Origin of the sequence: Herbiconiux liukaitaii (genome assembly GCF_041927495.1) — a bacterium.
Classification (GTDB): Bacteria; Actinomycetota; Actinomycetes; order Actinomycetales; family Microbacteriaceae; genus Herbiconiux; species Herbiconiux liukaitaii.
Window position 1 is genome coordinate 435,820 of sequence record NZ_JBHFHG010000003.1, and the last position, 14,394, is coordinate 450,213.

Sequence of the window (14,394 nt, forward strand, 5' to 3'; positions counted from 1 at the left end):
CTCGGCATGACGACGCCTGCACCCATCGACGACATCTCGATCGGTGGTGAGGGCATCCGCCTCGGGCAGTTCCTCAAGTTCGCCGGGCTCCTCGACTCCGGCGGAACGGTCAAGGAGGCCATCGCCGAGGGCGACGTGACGGTCAACGGCGAGGTCGACCTGCGCCGCGGACGACAGCTGCAGCTCGGCGACATCGTCGGCTTCGAGGGCCGCAGAGCCCGGGTCTGCCCCTGACGCATCGCCGTGCGCGACGGGCGAGGCTGCCTGCCGTGAGGGGATGTGCCCGGATCAACCGATCTCGGCCGTGATCTGGTCGAGGGCGAGTCGGGCGGCGACCGGACCGGCGTTCATGAAGTAAGGATCGAGGTCGACGAGGAGGGTGTGCCCGGTGTCGACTGCGGTCAGGCTCGGCCAGAGAGCGGCATCCTCGATGAGCGAGAGTCCGTCGCCGTTTCCGGCGTAGAAGATCCAGTCGGCATCGGCCAGTTCGAGCTGTTCGGCGCTGATCTCTGCGGAGGTGTCGTCGACCTGCTGGCTCGTCGCCCGACCCCAGCGCTCGACGAGCACACGCAGAGCACCGCAGCGTGCCGATCGCTCCCCCTGACGATCCCGACGCGACACTGGGTCGCGAAGCACCTGTGCGGCGAACGTCACGTCCCCGAGGCGTGATCCGCAGCGCGAGCGCGAGCGATGTAGTCGACCGCCATCACGTACCCGTGCGACCCGGCACCGGCGATGACGACATCGGCCTGCCTGGACACGTAGGAGTGGTGCCGAAACTGCTCGCGCTTGTGGATGTTGCTCAGGTGCACCTCGACGGTCAGCAGCGGGCGGACGCTCTCCAGCGCATCGTGGATGGCGAGGGAGTAGTGCGAGAACGCACCCGGATTGATGATGAGCGCGACGGCACTCTGCCGAGCCGCCTGGATCGCGTCGATGAGCACACCCTCGTGGTTCGACTGCAGGAACTCGGTCTCGAAGCCCTGAGCCGCTGCGGTGGAGCGCACGAGCTGCTCGATGTCGCCGAGCGTCTGCGTGCCGTAGATCTCGGGGGCGCGTACACCGAGCATGTTGAGATTGGGCCCGTTCAGCACGAGGATCCGGGGCTCCGCGCCGACGGCGGCTGTCGAGTCATTCAACGACGATCACGTCCTCGGTGTCGGTGTCGGGGTCGGGGTGCACCACCTCGTCGGTCGCGCGAGACGGAGCCCGGGAGGGGGATGTGAGCCACGCCACGACGACGTCGCCGATCATCTCACGGAGGTGATCACGCCGTTCCGGCGCAAGCAGGTCGCGGTCGAAGAGGAAGCCGAAGGTGTACTGGTTGGCGACCTGGAAGAAGCAGTACGAGCTGATCACGAGGTGCACGTCGAGCGCATCCACGTCGTCTCGCACGAGACCCGCCTCCCGGCCTCGTTGCAGGGCGGTGTCCAGGACGTCCACGGCGGGTTGGTTCAGTTCACGGAGCCCGGCCAGACGACGGATGAAGTCGCCGCGGTGGATGTTCTCGATCGACACCAGACGAATGAACTCGCTGTGCTCGAGGTGGTGGTCGTAGGTCAGTTCTGCGATGCGTCGGAGCGTGTCGACCGGCTCCAGGTCGCCCACGTGCACGGCCTGCTCGGCTTCGCGGATGCCGCGATAGGCGTTCTCGAGCACCGCCATGTAGAGCGCCTCCTTGCCGCCGAAGTAGTAGTAGATCATCCGCTTCGTCGTGGAGGTGCGCTCGGCGATATCGTCGACGCGTGTTCCCGAGTAGCCCGATTCGGCGAAGGCCTCGGTCGCAACACGCAGCAGGTCTGCGCGAGTGCGTTCTCGATCGCGGGTGCGCACGGGTGGAGCGATGTCGTTCACGGGCTCCAGGATAGTCAGGGATAGCGCCGGAGACCTCGGTTCGCGCTGCTCGCGTTTCACGGCGCTCCCGTGAGGATGCGCCGCGGGTTTCCGACGAGCAGGGTGTCGATCGTCTGCTCGTCGATTCCCGCTTTCCGCAGTCGCGGAAGCACGCGGGTGTGGATGGTCTGCATCGTCCAGTGCGGCACCGTCGCGGCCCGCCAGGAGGGCGGTGTGACCCGGCTGAAGAACGCGGCGTCGTGCGACAGCACGATCCGCTCGGCATAGCCTTCGCCGAGGAGGTGGAGGAGGGTGCGGATGCGGTCGTCGTCGCGGGCGACATGCTCCATGCCGAAGCGGTCGAAACCCAGGTAGGAGCCACGATCGGCCAGCTCTCGCAGGTAGTCGAGATCGGTGGAGTCGCCGCTGTGGCCGATGATCACGGTGTGCATCTGCACACCGAGGCGAGCGAGCAGCTGCTGCTGCGCGCGCCCTCCGGCCGAGGCGGGATGCGAGTGGGTCGTGATGGGCACCCCGGTGCGGAGGTGGGCGGCGGCCGCCGCCTCGAACACCCGCTCGACGTCCGGGGTGATGCCCTCGGCATCCGACACGACCTTGATCATCCCGGCCCGGATGCCCGTGCCGGCGATGCCCTCCTCGATGTCGCGCAGCATCATCTCGGCGAGCGGATCGGGGCCGCCGACGAGGCGGCCAGGGCCGTGGGTGCGGAACACATGAGGCAGTGTGGAGCTCGTGTAGTAGCCGGTCGACGCCACGAGCGCCACGGGAGACCGCTCCGCAACCCGCGCCACGAGCGCCACATCGCGCCCCAGACCGGGAACGGTGAGGTCGACGACCGTGCGCACTCCGAGCGCGTGCAGCGCTCGGAGCCCCTCGACGGCGGTCTCGATCAGGTGCTCCACCTGCCACTCCGGGTGCGGAAGATCGAGCTCCAGCTCGGGGCTGCGCACGAAGACGTGCTCGTGGATCAGGGTGACACCCAGCTGCTCGGCCCCCACCTCGCCGGTGAAGGTGGGAACCGAGCGGGCCGCAGAGGGCAACGACACAGGCGCCCTACTCGGCGCTCGAGCGGATCGCCTCGAACGCCTCGAGCGACTCACCAGTGAGGTTCTCCTCGAGGTAGGCGATGGCCTGCTCCTGGAAGGCATCGATGTCGACATCGTCGATGACCTCCCACTCCCCGCCGGTCCGCCACTCCTCGATCGTGGTGGCCTCTTCGTCGGCCACGCACGCGGTCACGTCGTCGATGGCGGTGTCGACGGCCGCGGTGAGAGCGTCCTGCTGCTCGGCGCTCAGCTCACCCCAGGCTTGACCCATGATCACGAGGTTGGTGTTGAGCTGGTGGGAACTGAGGCTCAAGTAGTCCTGCACCTCCGCGAGGTTCTGCGCGGCGATGTTGGTGATGGGGTTCTCCTGCCCATCGACCGTGCCCTGCTGCAGCGCGAGGTAGAGCTCTTCGTAGGCGACCTCCGTGGCCTCGGCGCCGAGGGCCCTCGCGTTGATGAGGAACTGCGGCGATCCCGGGAACCGCAGGCGCATGCCCTCGAGGTCGTCGGGGGTGCGGATGGGTGAGTTGGAGGTGAAGTGCCGTGCGCCGGCCGACCAGGCACCGAGGGTCTGCACGCCTGCGGTCTCGAAGAATCCCTCGATCACGGGCGCCGACGCATCGCTGCCCATGAAGGCGGCGAGGTGCTCCGGCCCATCGAAGGCGTAGGCGGCATCGAGCACGCTGATCGGCTCGTAGACTGCGCCGAGCGCCGAGGCTCCCTGGATGTCGATGTCGATGTCGCCGGAGGCCACCGACGCGATGCGGTCGGCGTCGCCACCGAGCTGGCTCGACGGGAAGATCTCGATCTCGAGGCCGACATCGGCCGCAGCGATCTCGTCGGCGATCACCTGGGCACCGCACGCGTGCTGCGGTTGGGTCTCGTTGTAGCTGTGCGCGAGGCTCAGGGTTCGCACCTCGTCGGTGCTGCCCCCTGGTTCTTCGGAACCACCCCCGGAGCACGCCACCAGCATCATTGCCGGTACCGTCGCCAGAGCGATCATCATCGTTCGCCGTGCACGTCGTGCAGTCATCGGTTTCTTCCTCTCGGTGGTGCCTGTTGGGCGGGAATGCTGGCCGCTTCGGCGGCGACCAGGTCTTGCAGGTCGGCGAGCATCGCCGAGCGATCGGCGGAGGCGCCCGTGAAGATCTCGAAGGAGTCGGCCGCTTGATGCATCGCCATCCCGAGGCCCGACATCACACGGCATCCCCGCAGTCGCGCGCCGCGGAGGAGGGCCGTGTCGACGGGCCGGTAGACGATCTCGGCGACGAACATCCGCTCGTCGAGGAGATCCAGGTCGAAGGGCGCACCCGGGTGCGCCGCCATGCCCGAGGGAGTGGCGTTGACGACGCCGTTGGCGCGGCTCAGCAGGTCGGACAGCTCGTTCAGCTCGGCGGCACGCACGGAACGCCCCGCCTGGGCTGCGATGCCGGCGGCGAGAGCGGTGGAGCGTGCGGGATCGGCGTCGACGATCACCAGGTCGTCGATGTCGCGTGCGGCGAGGGCACTTGCGACCGCGGATCCGGCTCCGCCCGCACCGACAAGCACGACGCGGTGATGGCTCGCGTCCGCGAACGCCTCGTCGAAGGCCGCACCGAACCCGGTCACGTCGGTGTTGTGCCCCACGGATCCCTCGTCTCCGAAGAGCACCGTGTTGACCGCGCCCACCGCCCGCGCGCTCGGGCTCAGGTCGTCGAGGAGGGGCACCACCAGCTGCTTCACCGGGTGGGTCACGTTGAGTCCGTCGAAGCCCAGCAGACGGGCCGAGGCGAGCAGGTCGGCGATGTGGCCGGCCGTCCCTTCGCCCGTGGCGAGTTCGATGGTGCGGTAGACGTAGTTCATGCCGTGTCTGGCGCCTTCGAGCTCATGCATGGCCGGGGTGAGCGACGGGCCCACTCCCTCGCCGATCAGGCCGATGAGCATGGCTCGGCGTCGCTTCGACACGGTGCGGAGATCGGTGTCGGTCACAGGCCGAGCACCCCAGGCAGCCACATCACGGCACTCGGGAACAGCACCAGCAGAATGCAGATCACGACCGAGGGGATGAGGAACGGCAGCGAACCACGGAACACCTCACCCACCTTGCTTCTCGAGACCGACGCCGTGACGAAGAGCACGGTGCCGACAGGTGGAGTGATCAGACCGATCATCAGGGCGACGATCAGCAGCACTCCGAGAGCGATCGGATCGATCCCGAACTCGAGGCCGATGGGCATCAGGATCGGCACGGTGAGCACGAGGATCGCCGTGGCGTCGATGACCGTGCCGAGGATCAGCATCACGACCGCCGCGAGTGCCAAGAACATCGTGGGGCTCGACGTGATGGACAGCACGAGATCCGTCAGCAGCTGCGGCAGTCGTTCGCGCGCCAGGATGTAGCCGAGGAGGGAGGCCGAACTGACGATCAGCATGATCCCGGCGGTCGTCGTCACCGTCTCGAGCAGCGCCTTGAGGAATCCGCGCAGATCGAGCGAGCGCTGCACGACTCCGACTAGGATGATGTAGACGACACCGACCGCCGCGGCCTCGGTGGGGGTGAAGATGCCGCCGAGGATGCCGCCGAGGATGATGAACGGCGCCAGCATCGGCAGGATCACACCCTTGGTGGAGGCGAGCAGTTCGGCCCGGTCGAAGACTCCCCGCCGGATCTTCGGGTTCTTGCGGACGAGCACGAAGACCACGATGCACAGGCCTATCGCCATGAGCAATGCGGGGATGACGGAGGCGGCGAAAAGCGCTCCGGTGGAGACGGCGGCGAGCCCGGAGAAGATGACGGCGGGGATGCTCGGTGGCATGACGGGTGCGATCAAGGACGACGACGCCGAGACACCGGTGGCGAATCGCCGCCCGTAGCCGGCCCTGATCATGGCGGGGATCTGGACCTTGCCGAGGGCTGCCGCGTCGGCGACGGCCGATCCGCTCATCCATGAGAAGCCCACGCTCGTGCCGACGGCGACGTAACCGAGGTTGCCTCGCACTCGTGCCATGGCTGCCAGAGCGAAGCGGAACAGTCGATCCGCGATGCCCGCGTGGTTCGCCAGTGCGCCGAGGAAGACGAAGAGCGGAACAGCGAGGAGGGGGAAGCTCGCCGCGGCGTTGGTGACCGTTCGCAACGCCGTACCGGAGGACTGGCCCGTGAACAGCATGTAGACGATGGAGGGACCGAGGAAGGCGAAGGCCACGGGCACACGCAGCACCAGGAGGATCGCGATCGAGAGACCGAGCAGCAGGAGGATCATGCGACGGTTCCTTCACTCGTGTCGTCGTCGGTCTGCGCGAACACCGGGCCATGGACGGCCACATCGATGGCCGCGACGGCTGCCCGCACCGCGGTGCTGACAGCACCGATGAGCACCGGCAGGTACACCCACGACATCTGCAGCCGGAGCACGGGCGAGCGGAGCAGACCCTGGGTCTGGATGAGCGCCGCCGCTTCGAGAGCGAGACCGACTCCGGTGGCGGCCACCACGACGAGCGCGAAGACCTGGATGATGCGCACCATCATCCGGTTCGGGATGGCGTCGACGATCTCGAGGGTGATGTGACCCCGCGAGGTGACGAGCAGCCCGGCGGCCGAGAAGGTGAGCCAGATGAGCGAGAACCGGGCGATCTCCCCCGTCCACGCGACACTGTCGATGGGCAGGTAGCGCTGCGCCGCTTGGAAGAAGACGAGCACCAGGATCGACATCAGGGCGAGGGCCCCGATGGTCAATTCGATGACAGTCACGACGCGGACGATGCGGCGCAGTGCGCCGGCTGGTCGCCGGGGGGAGGCTGTGGTCACGAGACGTCCTTGTTCGTTCGAGACGGGCTCTTTCCCGCCGCCGCACCGAATGTACTATCCATTACATTACGACGCAAGAGGCCTGTTCCTCGAATGTACAAGCTGGTACATTGCAGCCATGCGCACCTCAATTGCGACGGTCTGCCTGTCGGGCGGGCTCGTCGAGAAACTCCATGCCTGCGCCGATGCAGGCTTCGATGGCGTCGAGATCATGGACGCAGACCTCACCGCGGCACCGGAGTCGCCCGAAGAGATCCGGGCCCTGTGCGCCCGCCTCGGGCTGTCGATCGACCTCTTCCAGCCCCTCAGGGACATCGAGGGCGTCGACGACGACACCTTCGCCGACAACCTGCGCCGCGCCGAGGCGAAGTTCGAGATGATGGGGCGCCTCGGCGCGACCCTGGTGCTGGTCTGCAGCAATGCGGGCACCGCCACGATCGACGACGACGAGCTCGCCGCACGTCAGCTGGGCGAGCTCGCCGACCGGGCCGCCGCCCACGGCATCGGCGTCGCCTACGAGGCCCTCGCGTGGGGCAGGTTCGTGGACGACTACCGTCACGCCTGGAAGATCGTGGAGATGGCCGACCGTGCGAACCTCGGCCTGTGCCTGGACAGCTTCCACATCCTCTCGCGCGGCCATGACCTCTCGGCGATCGAGGAGATCGACGGCGAGAAGATCATGTTCCTCCAGCTCGCAGATGCGCCCGCACTCGACATGGATGTGCTCTCGTGGAGCAGACATCACCGCGTCTTCCCTGGAGAGGGAGACTTCCCGCTCGTCCGATTCCTGGGACACGTACTGCGGGCGGACTACCGCGGTCCGATCTCGCTGGAGGTGTTCAACGACACGTTCCGGCAGACGGATGCCAGGCGCACGGCGGCCCACGCGCGCCGGTCGCTGACCTGGCTCGGCGATCGCACCTCGGCGGAGCTCGGTTGGGACACCTTCCGACTCGCCGAACCGCAGCCCGCCCAGGGGATCGACTTCGTCGAGATCGCGGGAGCCGGACTCGACGAGTTCGATGAGATGCTCGGCCAGCTGGGCTTCGAGTTCCGCGGGCGGCATCAGAGCAAGCCCGTTCGCCTGTGGAGCCTGGGAGACGCGCGCATCATCCTCAACGAGCAGCGGCGCGACACAGTGCCGTGCCTGCTCGCGATCGGGTTGCAGGTGGAGGACGCCGGCATCGCGACGTCGCGCGCCCTCGCGCTCGGTGCTCCGAGCGTCTTCCGGCGCACCTACGCCGGCGAACAGGAGCTGCACGCGGTCGCCGCCCCGGACGGCACGGAGTTCTACTGGAACGACCGTGCGCACGCGGCCTCCTGGACCACCGAGTTCGAGGGCGGGACCGACATCGGGCACTCGATGGGCGTGATCGACCACATCAACCTGGGTTACCCGTGGCAGGAGTTCGACGAGGCTGTGCTCTTCGCGGCGAGTGTGCTCTCGCTGAAGACGGAGTCGGCGGCCGAGGTTCCGAGCCCGATGGGGCTCATGCGCAGCCAGGTGATGCGCACCGACGACGGTGTGGTGCGGGTGCCGATCAACCTCGCACCCCCGACCGCTCCCCTGCCCGACCGGCACATCGCCGTGCGATGCGACGACGTCGTCGGTATCGCGCGCCGTGCCCGTGACGCAGGCCTGCAGCTGCTGCAGATTCCGAGCAACTACTACGACGATCTGTCAGCGAGATTCGAGCTGGACCCCGCCTTCATCGCGGAGCTGCGCGAACTCGGGCTGCTCTACGACCGCGATGACGCGGGTGAGTTCATCCACTTCTACACCCGCACCGTGGGGGCGGTCTTCCTGGAGTTCCTCGAGCGCAGAGGCGCCTACGACGGATACGGCGCGGCCAACGCGGCCATCCGCCTCGCCACCCAGACGGCGCATTGACCGTCAACGGCGTCGCCCTCATCCGCGACGTGTGGCACTGATACTTCCGCGGTATCACGCGTGCCCGGATCGGTCTTGGACGCATCCGCCCGACGTTGTGAGCATTGAGCACATGACGACAGACAGGACAGCGCTCGTGACGGGCGCGAACAAAGGCATCGGGTACGCGATCGCACAGGGGCTCGGCGCGGCGGGATTCACCGTCGCCGTGGGCGCTCGGGATGACGGCAGGCGCGAGGAGGCGGTCGCACGGCTGCGTACGGAGGGGGTCGAGGCGTTCGGGGTGGCCCTCGACGTCACCTCCGACGAGAGCGCTGCCGCGGCGGCCGAGTCGATCGCGCAGACGACGGGGCAGCTCGACGTGCTCGTCAACAATGCGGGGATCGCCGGGCGGACCGAGTCCCGGGCGCAGATCCCCTCCACCTTGGACCTGGACGTGCTGCGCACCGTGCTCGACACGAACGTGTTCGGGGTCATCCGGGTGACGAACGCGATGCTGCCGCTGCTGCGTCGAGCGGACTCGGCGCGCATCGTGAACGTCTCGAGCAACATGGGATCACTGACCCTGCAGACCGGCCCCCAGATGGCGGCCTACGCGCCCTCGAAGACCCTGCTCAACAGCATCACGGCGCAGTACGCGCGCGAGCTCGCCGACACGAACGTGATCGTCAACGCCATCTGCCCCGGCTACGTGGCGACGGACTTCACGGGCTTCAGCTCGCCCCGCTCGGCCGAGGAGGGTGCGGCGGTCGCGATCCGTCTCGCCACGGCGCCCGACGATTCGCCGCGCGGCGGCTTCTGGGACGACGCGGGCCTCGTGCCCTGGTAGCAGCCGGTCTACACCGCTGCGAACGCGCGCCGGGCGGCGAGCTCGGTCGCGACCCGCACCACGGCGGCGATCTCACGCGAGCGGCTCAGCGCGGGCCAGGCGAGGACGGTGGTGATCGCTGGCGCGTCGACCACGGGAACGGCGACGTGCTCGGGCCACTGCCACGCGCGACTCGACGCCGGGATCACGAGGAGAGCCTTGTTGAGCGCCACGAGCTGAGCGATCTGCGACTGGGTGCGCACCTCGGGCCCCGGACCCTCCGGATACGTGCCGTCGAGGCGCGGCCAGCGGGCCCGAGGCAGGTCGGCCACGTCGCTGATGTCGGCCAGGGTGAGTCGCTCGCGGCGGGCCAGCGGATGGCCTGCCGGCACGATCGCCACCTGCTCCTCCACGCAGAGGTCTTCGGTGTCGAACCCGGAGAGGTCGTCGACCGGGCGGTGCATGATGGCGATGTCCGCGCGGCCGTCGCGCAGCAGCCCGGCCTGCTCACCGACCTCGCACAGCACGACCTCGACAGGCGACACGTCTGCGGTCGCCGCCACGGCGTCGAGCAGCTCTCGGAGCAGCTCGTGCGATGCGCCCGCCTTCGTGGCGAGGGCGATCGGCCGGCGCGGGTGACCTGCGCGCTGGGCGCGACGAGCCGCTGCGGCGACGGCGTCGAGCGCGGGGCCCGCCTCACGGAGGAGCACCGCGCCGGCCTCCGTGAGGGCGACGCCGCGGCGATCCCGGTCGAAGAGCTGCGCACCGAGGCGCTGCTCGAGCTGACGGATCGCCCGCGAGAGCGGAGGCTGGGCGATGCCGAGGGATTCGGCCGCCCGCCCGAAGTGCAGTTCACGGGCAACGGCGGTGAAGTAGCGCAGCTCGCGCGTCTCGAGATCGACCACGGGCCCACCCTACGCCCTGATACCCCTCAGGTATCAGGATATCGTGCGGGTGCGGGTGCGGGTGCGGGTGCGGGTGCGGGTGCACGCCGCTGCTCGCTGCGAATCAGGCGGCATCGACGGTGGCGGAACGGCGTCGTCCGGTGACGAGGGGGCGCAGGATCACCGTCGCGGTGGCGAGGAAGCCGACGCAGGTGATCGCGATGACCGCGTCGGGCAGGGGGTTCGCAGAGAGGATGGTGGTGAAGTCGGCGGCGCTGTGCACGAGAACCAGCGGCAGCACCCAGTGGAACCGGAACTGGAAGGCCGACAGCCCGATGCCGAAGCACGCGGAGACGAGGACGTTGAGGAGCACATCATCGACCGTGCGCGAGGTGGTGGCGAATGCGGAGAGGTGCTGCAGGCCGAAGAGGGCGCCGGTGAGTGCGACGGCGCCCGCGGGACCGAAGGAACGCCGCATCCGCTCCAGCACGACCACGCGGCTGAGAAGCTCTTCGTTCAGACCGACGAGGAGCAGAGTGAGTGCCCAGAGCCCGAATCCCGGCGGGTGCTCGACGAGCCCATCCGGCACCGCCCACAGCAGGATCTCGACGACGAACGGGAGGAGGAAGAGGGCCGCCGTCTTGCCGCGCCAGAGGGAGAAGAGACCGGATGCAGACCACTGGCCGCGCACTGTGACGAGCACGACGGCGAGAATCACGCAGGCGACGTTGGCGAACAGGCCCATGTACCAGCCCGAGATCCCCAGCAGCGGCGCCACGGCCAAGGCTCCCATGATTACAGCGAACCTGAGCATGTGCACGGCTGCGCCGAAGCCGAGCGCGCGCCAACGATCACCTGTCACCGGCGCACCCTACCGTCGGCCCGTAGCCGGCGAGTGAACCGGCTCACTGGACCCGGCGAGGGCGGTGGCCGTGACGAGCGAAGACCACGTGTCGTGGACATGGCCTCGGAAACGCAAAAGGCCCGGAGATCCGGGCCTGACTTGCTGGGGTACCTGGACTCGAACCAAGAACAACTGAACCAGAATCAGCCGTGTTGCCAATTACACCATACCCCACCGTCTCAACCATTGGCCGAGCCGACTGTTTACTTTAGCGCATGCGCGAGGCCGATTCCAAAACGGCCGATGAGGCCGGATGTCGAGCTCGCCCAGACGGCCGATCAGGCGAACATCGCGCGGTAGTGCTCGCTCATGCCCGGGTGGTAGTCGTCGAAGAGGATGAGGGACGGATTGCCGCCGTCGAGCACGGCGGCGAGGCGGTCGAGGTAGTACTCCCAGCCCGGGGCGATGTCGCCGATGCCGGAGGTGTCGTCGAGCAGCTGGGCGAAGTGGAGGGTGGTGGGGCCGTCGGCGGATGACGATTCGAGCGTGAGCTCGAGCTTCCAGGCGGCGGCGTCTGCGTCAGCCCCCACGCCGATCTCGAGGCCGAGGCGCTCCCCCGGCGTGCAGGCGAGGATCGTGACCGCCTCGTCGGGGACGTCGTCGCCCTCCGAGGTCATCCGGAACACGACACGACCGGAGGCGGAGTCGCCGCTCCAGGTGCCGATCCAGCGCTCCAGCAGGGTCGGCTCGGTGAGGGCGGCCCAGACCTCGGCCGGGGTGGAGTCGAAGCTGCGGTCGAACACGATCGCGTCACCGCCCCCGCCATCCTCCCCGCGCGATTCGCGGCGACCGGTGGGGTTCGGGGCGGGTGTCGACATGGTGGAGGCGCTCCCCTACTCGGCCGTGGTGCGGGCTTCGCGGCGAGCGCGGGCGCGCTGTCGCAGGTAGGCGATGACCGCGGATCCGACGGTCAGCACCACGAGCCCGATGAGCACCCACTCCATCGAGCTCTGCACCACCTCCGCGACCTGCGGGATCGACCCGAGCGCGTAGCCCACGCTGATGAGCGCCGTCGACCAGATGGCGGCACCGAGGGCGTTGAAGCCCACGAAGTGCGAGTACTTCATGCGGCCCACGCCCGCCGCCACCGGCGCGAACGTGCGCACCACGGCGATGAAGCGGGCGATGGTCACGGCGAAGCCGCCGAAGCGATCGAAGAAGGCCTGGGTGCGGTCGACGTTCTTGCGGCTGAAGAAGCCGGAGTCCCTGCGTTCGAAGATGGCGGGGCCGGCGCGGCGGCCGATGACGAAGCCGAGCTGGTCGCCGAGGAAGGCCGCCGCGAAGACGGCGAGGATGACCACGGCGAGCGGCAGCGGGATGGCGCCCGTGTAGGTGAGCAGTCCGGTGAAGAAGAGCAGGGTGTCGCCGGGCAGGAAGAAGCCGATGAGCAGGCCGGTCTCGGCGAAGATGATGACGCACACGATGGCGAGACCCCAGAGGCCCGCGCCTTCGACGGTGTCCTGCAGGTTGAAGAGGTCGGCCGGTGCCATAGTGCGACACTACTGGGCGCGCGGCCGGCGCGATGTCCCCTCTTGAGGTGGGACGCGGAGCCGCGGGCCTCTGCGCGGGCGGATGGCCGCCACGGCACCCTCTCCGAGGCCTGCTGGTCCCCGGTGGGAGCTGCTTGCCGCTACGGCACCTTCTCCGAGGCCTGCTGGTCCCGGTGGGGGGCTGATGGCCGCTCCCGCACCGAATCCGGAGCCCGCTGGTCCCCGGCGAGGGACCGGATGGCCGCTGCGGCGCCTCGTGGGTGGCTCGCCGAGGGGCCGGCTGGTCGACAACCGGGGTCGGACGGCGCGGGATGGAGGGATGTTCGCATCCTTCGACGGCTCGCATCTCGTCATCATCCTGCTCTCGATCGCAGCCTTCGTGCTGTTCATCGCGGCGCTCATCAGCATCATCCGCGCGCCGCGGGCATCGGCGGCCGAGCGGGTGATCTGGGTGCTGGTGGTGCTCATCCTCCCGCTTCTGGGGTCGATCGTGTGGTTCGCCGTCGGGCGCCGCTTCGCCACGGCAGGCGACCCGCCGACCGCGTAGTCCTGCGCGTTCAGGGTCCCCGGACCGTGCAGTGCTGCGTCCCACCGCCTGTGGCGTTCGGCTCGGCGCTTCCGGTCTGGTCCGTGGTGGAGTGGGGGGCGGATGGCAGACTGGGCGCATGCAGGCCGGGCCGCGACACCTCACCCCCGACGAGTTCTGGAGTCGGGTCGACGAGACGGATGAGCGGCTGCGTGAGTCGTTCGAGCCGGTGGGGGCCTTCGGGCTGGTGGAGTGGCCGGGGTTCGCGATGGTGAGCGAGTGGGAGTTCGGGGGCTCGACGCGCGTGCTCTCGTTCGCCCACGCGCTGCCGCAACCGCCCACCGACCTCCCCGGCGTCGCCGACGACGCCGACGGCGGTGGCAGGGCGAGTGGCCGCGACGGCGACGGTGCCAGCGCGAGTGGGGGCGACGGGGATCCGTTCGAGGTGCATGTGCACTGGCGGGAGGGTGACAGCCGCTCGGTGGTCGAGCGGTTGCGGCGGCGGGCGCTCACCGCTATGGGCGGATCGCAGTACCGCACGAGGCCGCCGGGAGAAGGGCTGCCGGATCGCATAGAGCAGATCCAGGTGGAGGGGCTGGAGCAGCCGTTCGAGCTGTGGGAGCGCGGCGATCGGTGGTGGGCAGCCACCACCCTCTCGGGTCGCACTCTCGCGGTGGAGGCGCGAGGGGTGACCCCCGCGGGGGTCGCACTGCACCGCATCGCCGACGTCGAACCCTATCTCGCCGGCCGCCGAGCCTGGCTCCGCCGCATCCGCGCCGAATCCTGACCCACACGCACCCACCCTCGCCTCCCTCGCATCGGCCTCGTGAGTCGCGCCCAAGTGTCGCCAAACGCACCCAAACCGCCCTTTTGGCAACACTTAGCCGCGACTCACGCGCGGGTGGGGCGCGGGGGTGGGGTGGGCGGGAGTGCGCGGGACGAGGCGGGGCGGGAGTGCGCGGGACGAGGCGGGCCGCGCGGGGCGGGAGTGCGCGGGACGGGGCGGGGCGGGCGGGCGCGGCGGGCAGGAGCGGCGGGCGGGAGCGCGTGGGGCCCACGGGGCGGGCGGAGCGCGCGGGCGGGAGCGCGCGGGGCCCACGGGGCAGGCGGGCGGGCGGGCGCGGGTGGGCGCGGGAGTGACGGTGGGTGCGCTCGCGCGGGGCGGGCCGGCGCCTGCAGGGCGGGCGGGCGGGCGGGGCGGGCGGGC

The 14,394-nt window shown here is 69.3% G+C and carries 17 protein-coding genes and 1 tRNA gene; 5 read left to right on the top strand and 13 right to left on the bottom strand.

Annotated elements, in window-relative coordinates; translation table 11 throughout:
* The first annotated feature begins 6 nt into the window (after positions 1-6).
* The gene (locus ACEXQC_RS06530; protein ID WP_374819680.1) at positions 7-234 is read left to right on the top strand and encodes an RNA-binding S4 domain-containing protein; all 228 of its coding nucleotides are present in this window, start codon (positions 7-9) and stop codon (positions 232-234) included.
* A 54-nt stretch (positions 235-288) separates the two neighbouring features.
* Here the strand turns inward: ACEXQC_RS06530 and ACEXQC_RS06535 are convergent, their stop codons facing one another.
* From ACEXQC_RS06535 to ACEXQC_RS06570, 8 genes are all read right to left on the bottom strand, one after another.
* Positions 289-567: an ABC transporter substrate-binding protein gene (locus ACEXQC_RS06535; protein WP_374819682.1), complete on the bottom strand. Its 279-nt coding sequence runs from the start codon at positions 565-567 to the stop codon at positions 289-291.
* 83 nt (positions 568-650) lie between these two features.
* Positions 651-1,139 (bottom strand): type II 3-dehydroquinate dehydratase, encoded by a 489-nt coding sequence (gene aroQ / locus ACEXQC_RS06540; RefSeq protein WP_374819684.1) that lies wholly within the window; start codon positions 1,137-1,139, stop codon positions 651-653.
* On the bottom strand, positions 1,132-1,854 hold the full coding sequence (locus tag ACEXQC_RS06545) for a TetR/AcrR family transcriptional regulator (protein WP_374819686.1): 723 nt from the start codon (positions 1,852-1,854) through the stop codon (positions 1,132-1,134). Before ACEXQC_RS06545 ends, aroQ begins: the two co-directional genes overlap by 8 nt.
* Positions 1,855-1,910: 56 nt before the next feature.
* Complete coding sequence (locus tag ACEXQC_RS06550) at positions 1,911-2,900, bottom strand: phosphotriesterase family protein (RefSeq protein WP_374819687.1); 990 nt, start codon at positions 2,898-2,900, stop codon at positions 1,911-1,913.
* Between the two features lie 7 nt (positions 2,901-2,907).
* A complete protein-coding gene (locus ACEXQC_RS06555; protein WP_374819689.1) occupies positions 2,908-3,816 on the bottom strand; it encodes a DctP family TRAP transporter solute-binding subunit in 909 nt (302 codons plus the stop codon).
* A gap of 113 nt (positions 3,817-3,929) precedes the next feature.
* Entirely contained in the window at positions 3,930-4,868 is a 939-nt protein-coding gene (locus ACEXQC_RS06560; protein WP_374819691.1) for a shikimate dehydrogenase, read from the bottom strand.
* Positions 4,865-6,139: a TRAP transporter large permease gene (locus tag ACEXQC_RS06565; RefSeq protein ID WP_374819693.1), complete on the bottom strand. Its 1,275-nt coding sequence runs from the start codon at positions 6,137-6,139 to the stop codon at positions 4,865-4,867. Before ACEXQC_RS06565 ends, ACEXQC_RS06560 begins: the two co-directional genes overlap by 4 nt.
* On the bottom strand, positions 6,136-6,627 hold the full coding sequence (locus tag ACEXQC_RS06570) for a TRAP transporter small permease (RefSeq protein WP_374819695.1): 492 nt from the start codon (positions 6,625-6,627) through the stop codon (positions 6,136-6,138). Before ACEXQC_RS06570 ends, ACEXQC_RS06565 begins: the two co-directional genes overlap by 4 nt.
* A 175-nt stretch (positions 6,628-6,802) precedes the next feature.
* Between ACEXQC_RS06570 and ACEXQC_RS06575 the strand changes: the two genes are divergently transcribed.
* Both ACEXQC_RS06575 and ACEXQC_RS06580 read left to right on the top strand, forming a co-directional pair.
* Positions 6,803-8,575: a bifunctional sugar phosphate isomerase/epimerase/4-hydroxyphenylpyruvate dioxygenase family protein gene (locus tag ACEXQC_RS06575; protein WP_374819697.1), complete on the top strand. Its 1,773-nt coding sequence runs from the start codon at positions 6,803-6,805 to the stop codon at positions 8,573-8,575.
* Positions 8,576-8,687: 112 nt separating this feature from the next.
* Positions 8,688-9,404, top strand: coding sequence for an SDR family oxidoreductase (locus ACEXQC_RS06580; RefSeq protein WP_374819699.1), 717 nt, complete (start codon positions 8,688-8,690; stop codon positions 9,402-9,404).
* 8 nt (positions 9,405-9,412) lie between these two features.
* Here the strand turns inward: ACEXQC_RS06580 and ACEXQC_RS06585 are convergent, their stop codons facing one another.
* The 5 genes from ACEXQC_RS06585 to ACEXQC_RS06605 form a co-directional block, all read right to left on the bottom strand.
* Positions 9,413-10,288 (bottom strand): LysR family transcriptional regulator, encoded by an 876-nt coding sequence (locus ACEXQC_RS06585; protein WP_374819701.1) that lies wholly within the window; start codon positions 10,286-10,288, stop codon positions 9,413-9,415.
* 103 nt (positions 10,289-10,391) lie between these two features.
* Positions 10,392-11,129 (bottom strand): CPBP family intramembrane glutamic endopeptidase, encoded by a 738-nt coding sequence (locus ACEXQC_RS06590; protein WP_374819703.1) that lies wholly within the window; start codon positions 11,127-11,129, stop codon positions 10,392-10,394.
* Positions 11,130-11,273: 144 nt separating this feature from the next.
* Positions 11,274-11,345 (bottom strand) — tRNA-Gln (locus ACEXQC_RS06595).
* A gap of 104 nt (positions 11,346-11,449) precedes the next feature.
* On the bottom strand, positions 11,450-11,989 hold the full coding sequence (locus ACEXQC_RS06600; protein ID WP_374819704.1) for an SRPBCC domain-containing protein: 540 nt from the start codon (positions 11,987-11,989) through the stop codon (positions 11,450-11,452).
* Positions 11,990-12,004: 15 nt separating this feature from the next.
* A complete protein-coding gene (locus ACEXQC_RS06605; RefSeq protein ID WP_374819705.1) occupies positions 12,005-12,661 on the bottom strand; it encodes a DedA family protein in 657 nt (218 codons plus the stop codon).
* Positions 12,662-12,980: 319 nt separating this feature from the next.
* Here ACEXQC_RS06605 and ACEXQC_RS06610 point away from each other — a divergent pair, with 319 nt between their 5' ends.
* Both ACEXQC_RS06610 and ACEXQC_RS06615 read left to right on the top strand, forming a co-directional pair.
* Complete coding sequence (locus tag ACEXQC_RS06610; RefSeq protein WP_374819707.1) at positions 12,981-13,208, top strand: PLDc N-terminal domain-containing protein; 228 nt, start codon at positions 12,981-12,983, stop codon at positions 13,206-13,208.
* Between the two features lie 118 nt (positions 13,209-13,326).
* On the top strand, positions 13,327-13,974 hold the full coding sequence (locus tag ACEXQC_RS06615) for a hypothetical protein (RefSeq protein WP_374819709.1): 648 nt from the start codon (positions 13,327-13,329) through the stop codon (positions 13,972-13,974).
* The last annotated feature ends 420 nt before the right edge of the window (positions 13,975-14,394 follow it).

Bases quoted from the DNA above. Each gene is read 5' to 3' on its own strand.
- ACEXQC_RS06530 (WP_374819680.1), top strand. From the start codon at position 7: ATGACGACGCCTGCACCCATCGACGACATCTCGATCGGTGGTGAGGGC.
- ACEXQC_RS06565 (WP_374819693.1), bottom strand. From the start codon at position 6,139: ATGATCCTCCTGCTGCTCGGTCTCTCGATCGCGATCCTCCTGGTGCTG.
- ACEXQC_RS06575 (WP_374819697.1), top strand. From the start codon at position 6,803: ATGCGCACCTCAATTGCGACGGTCTGCCTGTCGGGCGGGCTCGTCGAG.
- ACEXQC_RS06580 (WP_374819699.1), top strand. From the start codon at position 8,688: ATGACGACAGACAGGACAGCGCTCGTGACGGGCGCGAACAAAGGCATC.
- ACEXQC_RS06600 (WP_374819704.1), bottom strand. From the start codon at position 11,989: ATGTCGACACCCGCCCCGAACCCCACCGGTCGCCGCGAATCGCGCGGG.
- ACEXQC_RS06605 (WP_374819705.1), bottom strand. From the start codon at position 12,661: ATGGCACCGGCCGACCTCTTCAACCTGCAGGACACCGTCGAAGGCGCG.
- ACEXQC_RS06610 (WP_374819707.1), top strand. From the start codon at position 12,981: ATGTTCGCATCCTTCGACGGCTCGCATCTCGTCATCATCCTGCTCTCG.
- ACEXQC_RS06615 (WP_374819709.1), top strand. From the start codon at position 13,327: ATGCAGGCCGGGCCGCGACACCTCACCCCCGACGAGTTCTGGAGTCGG.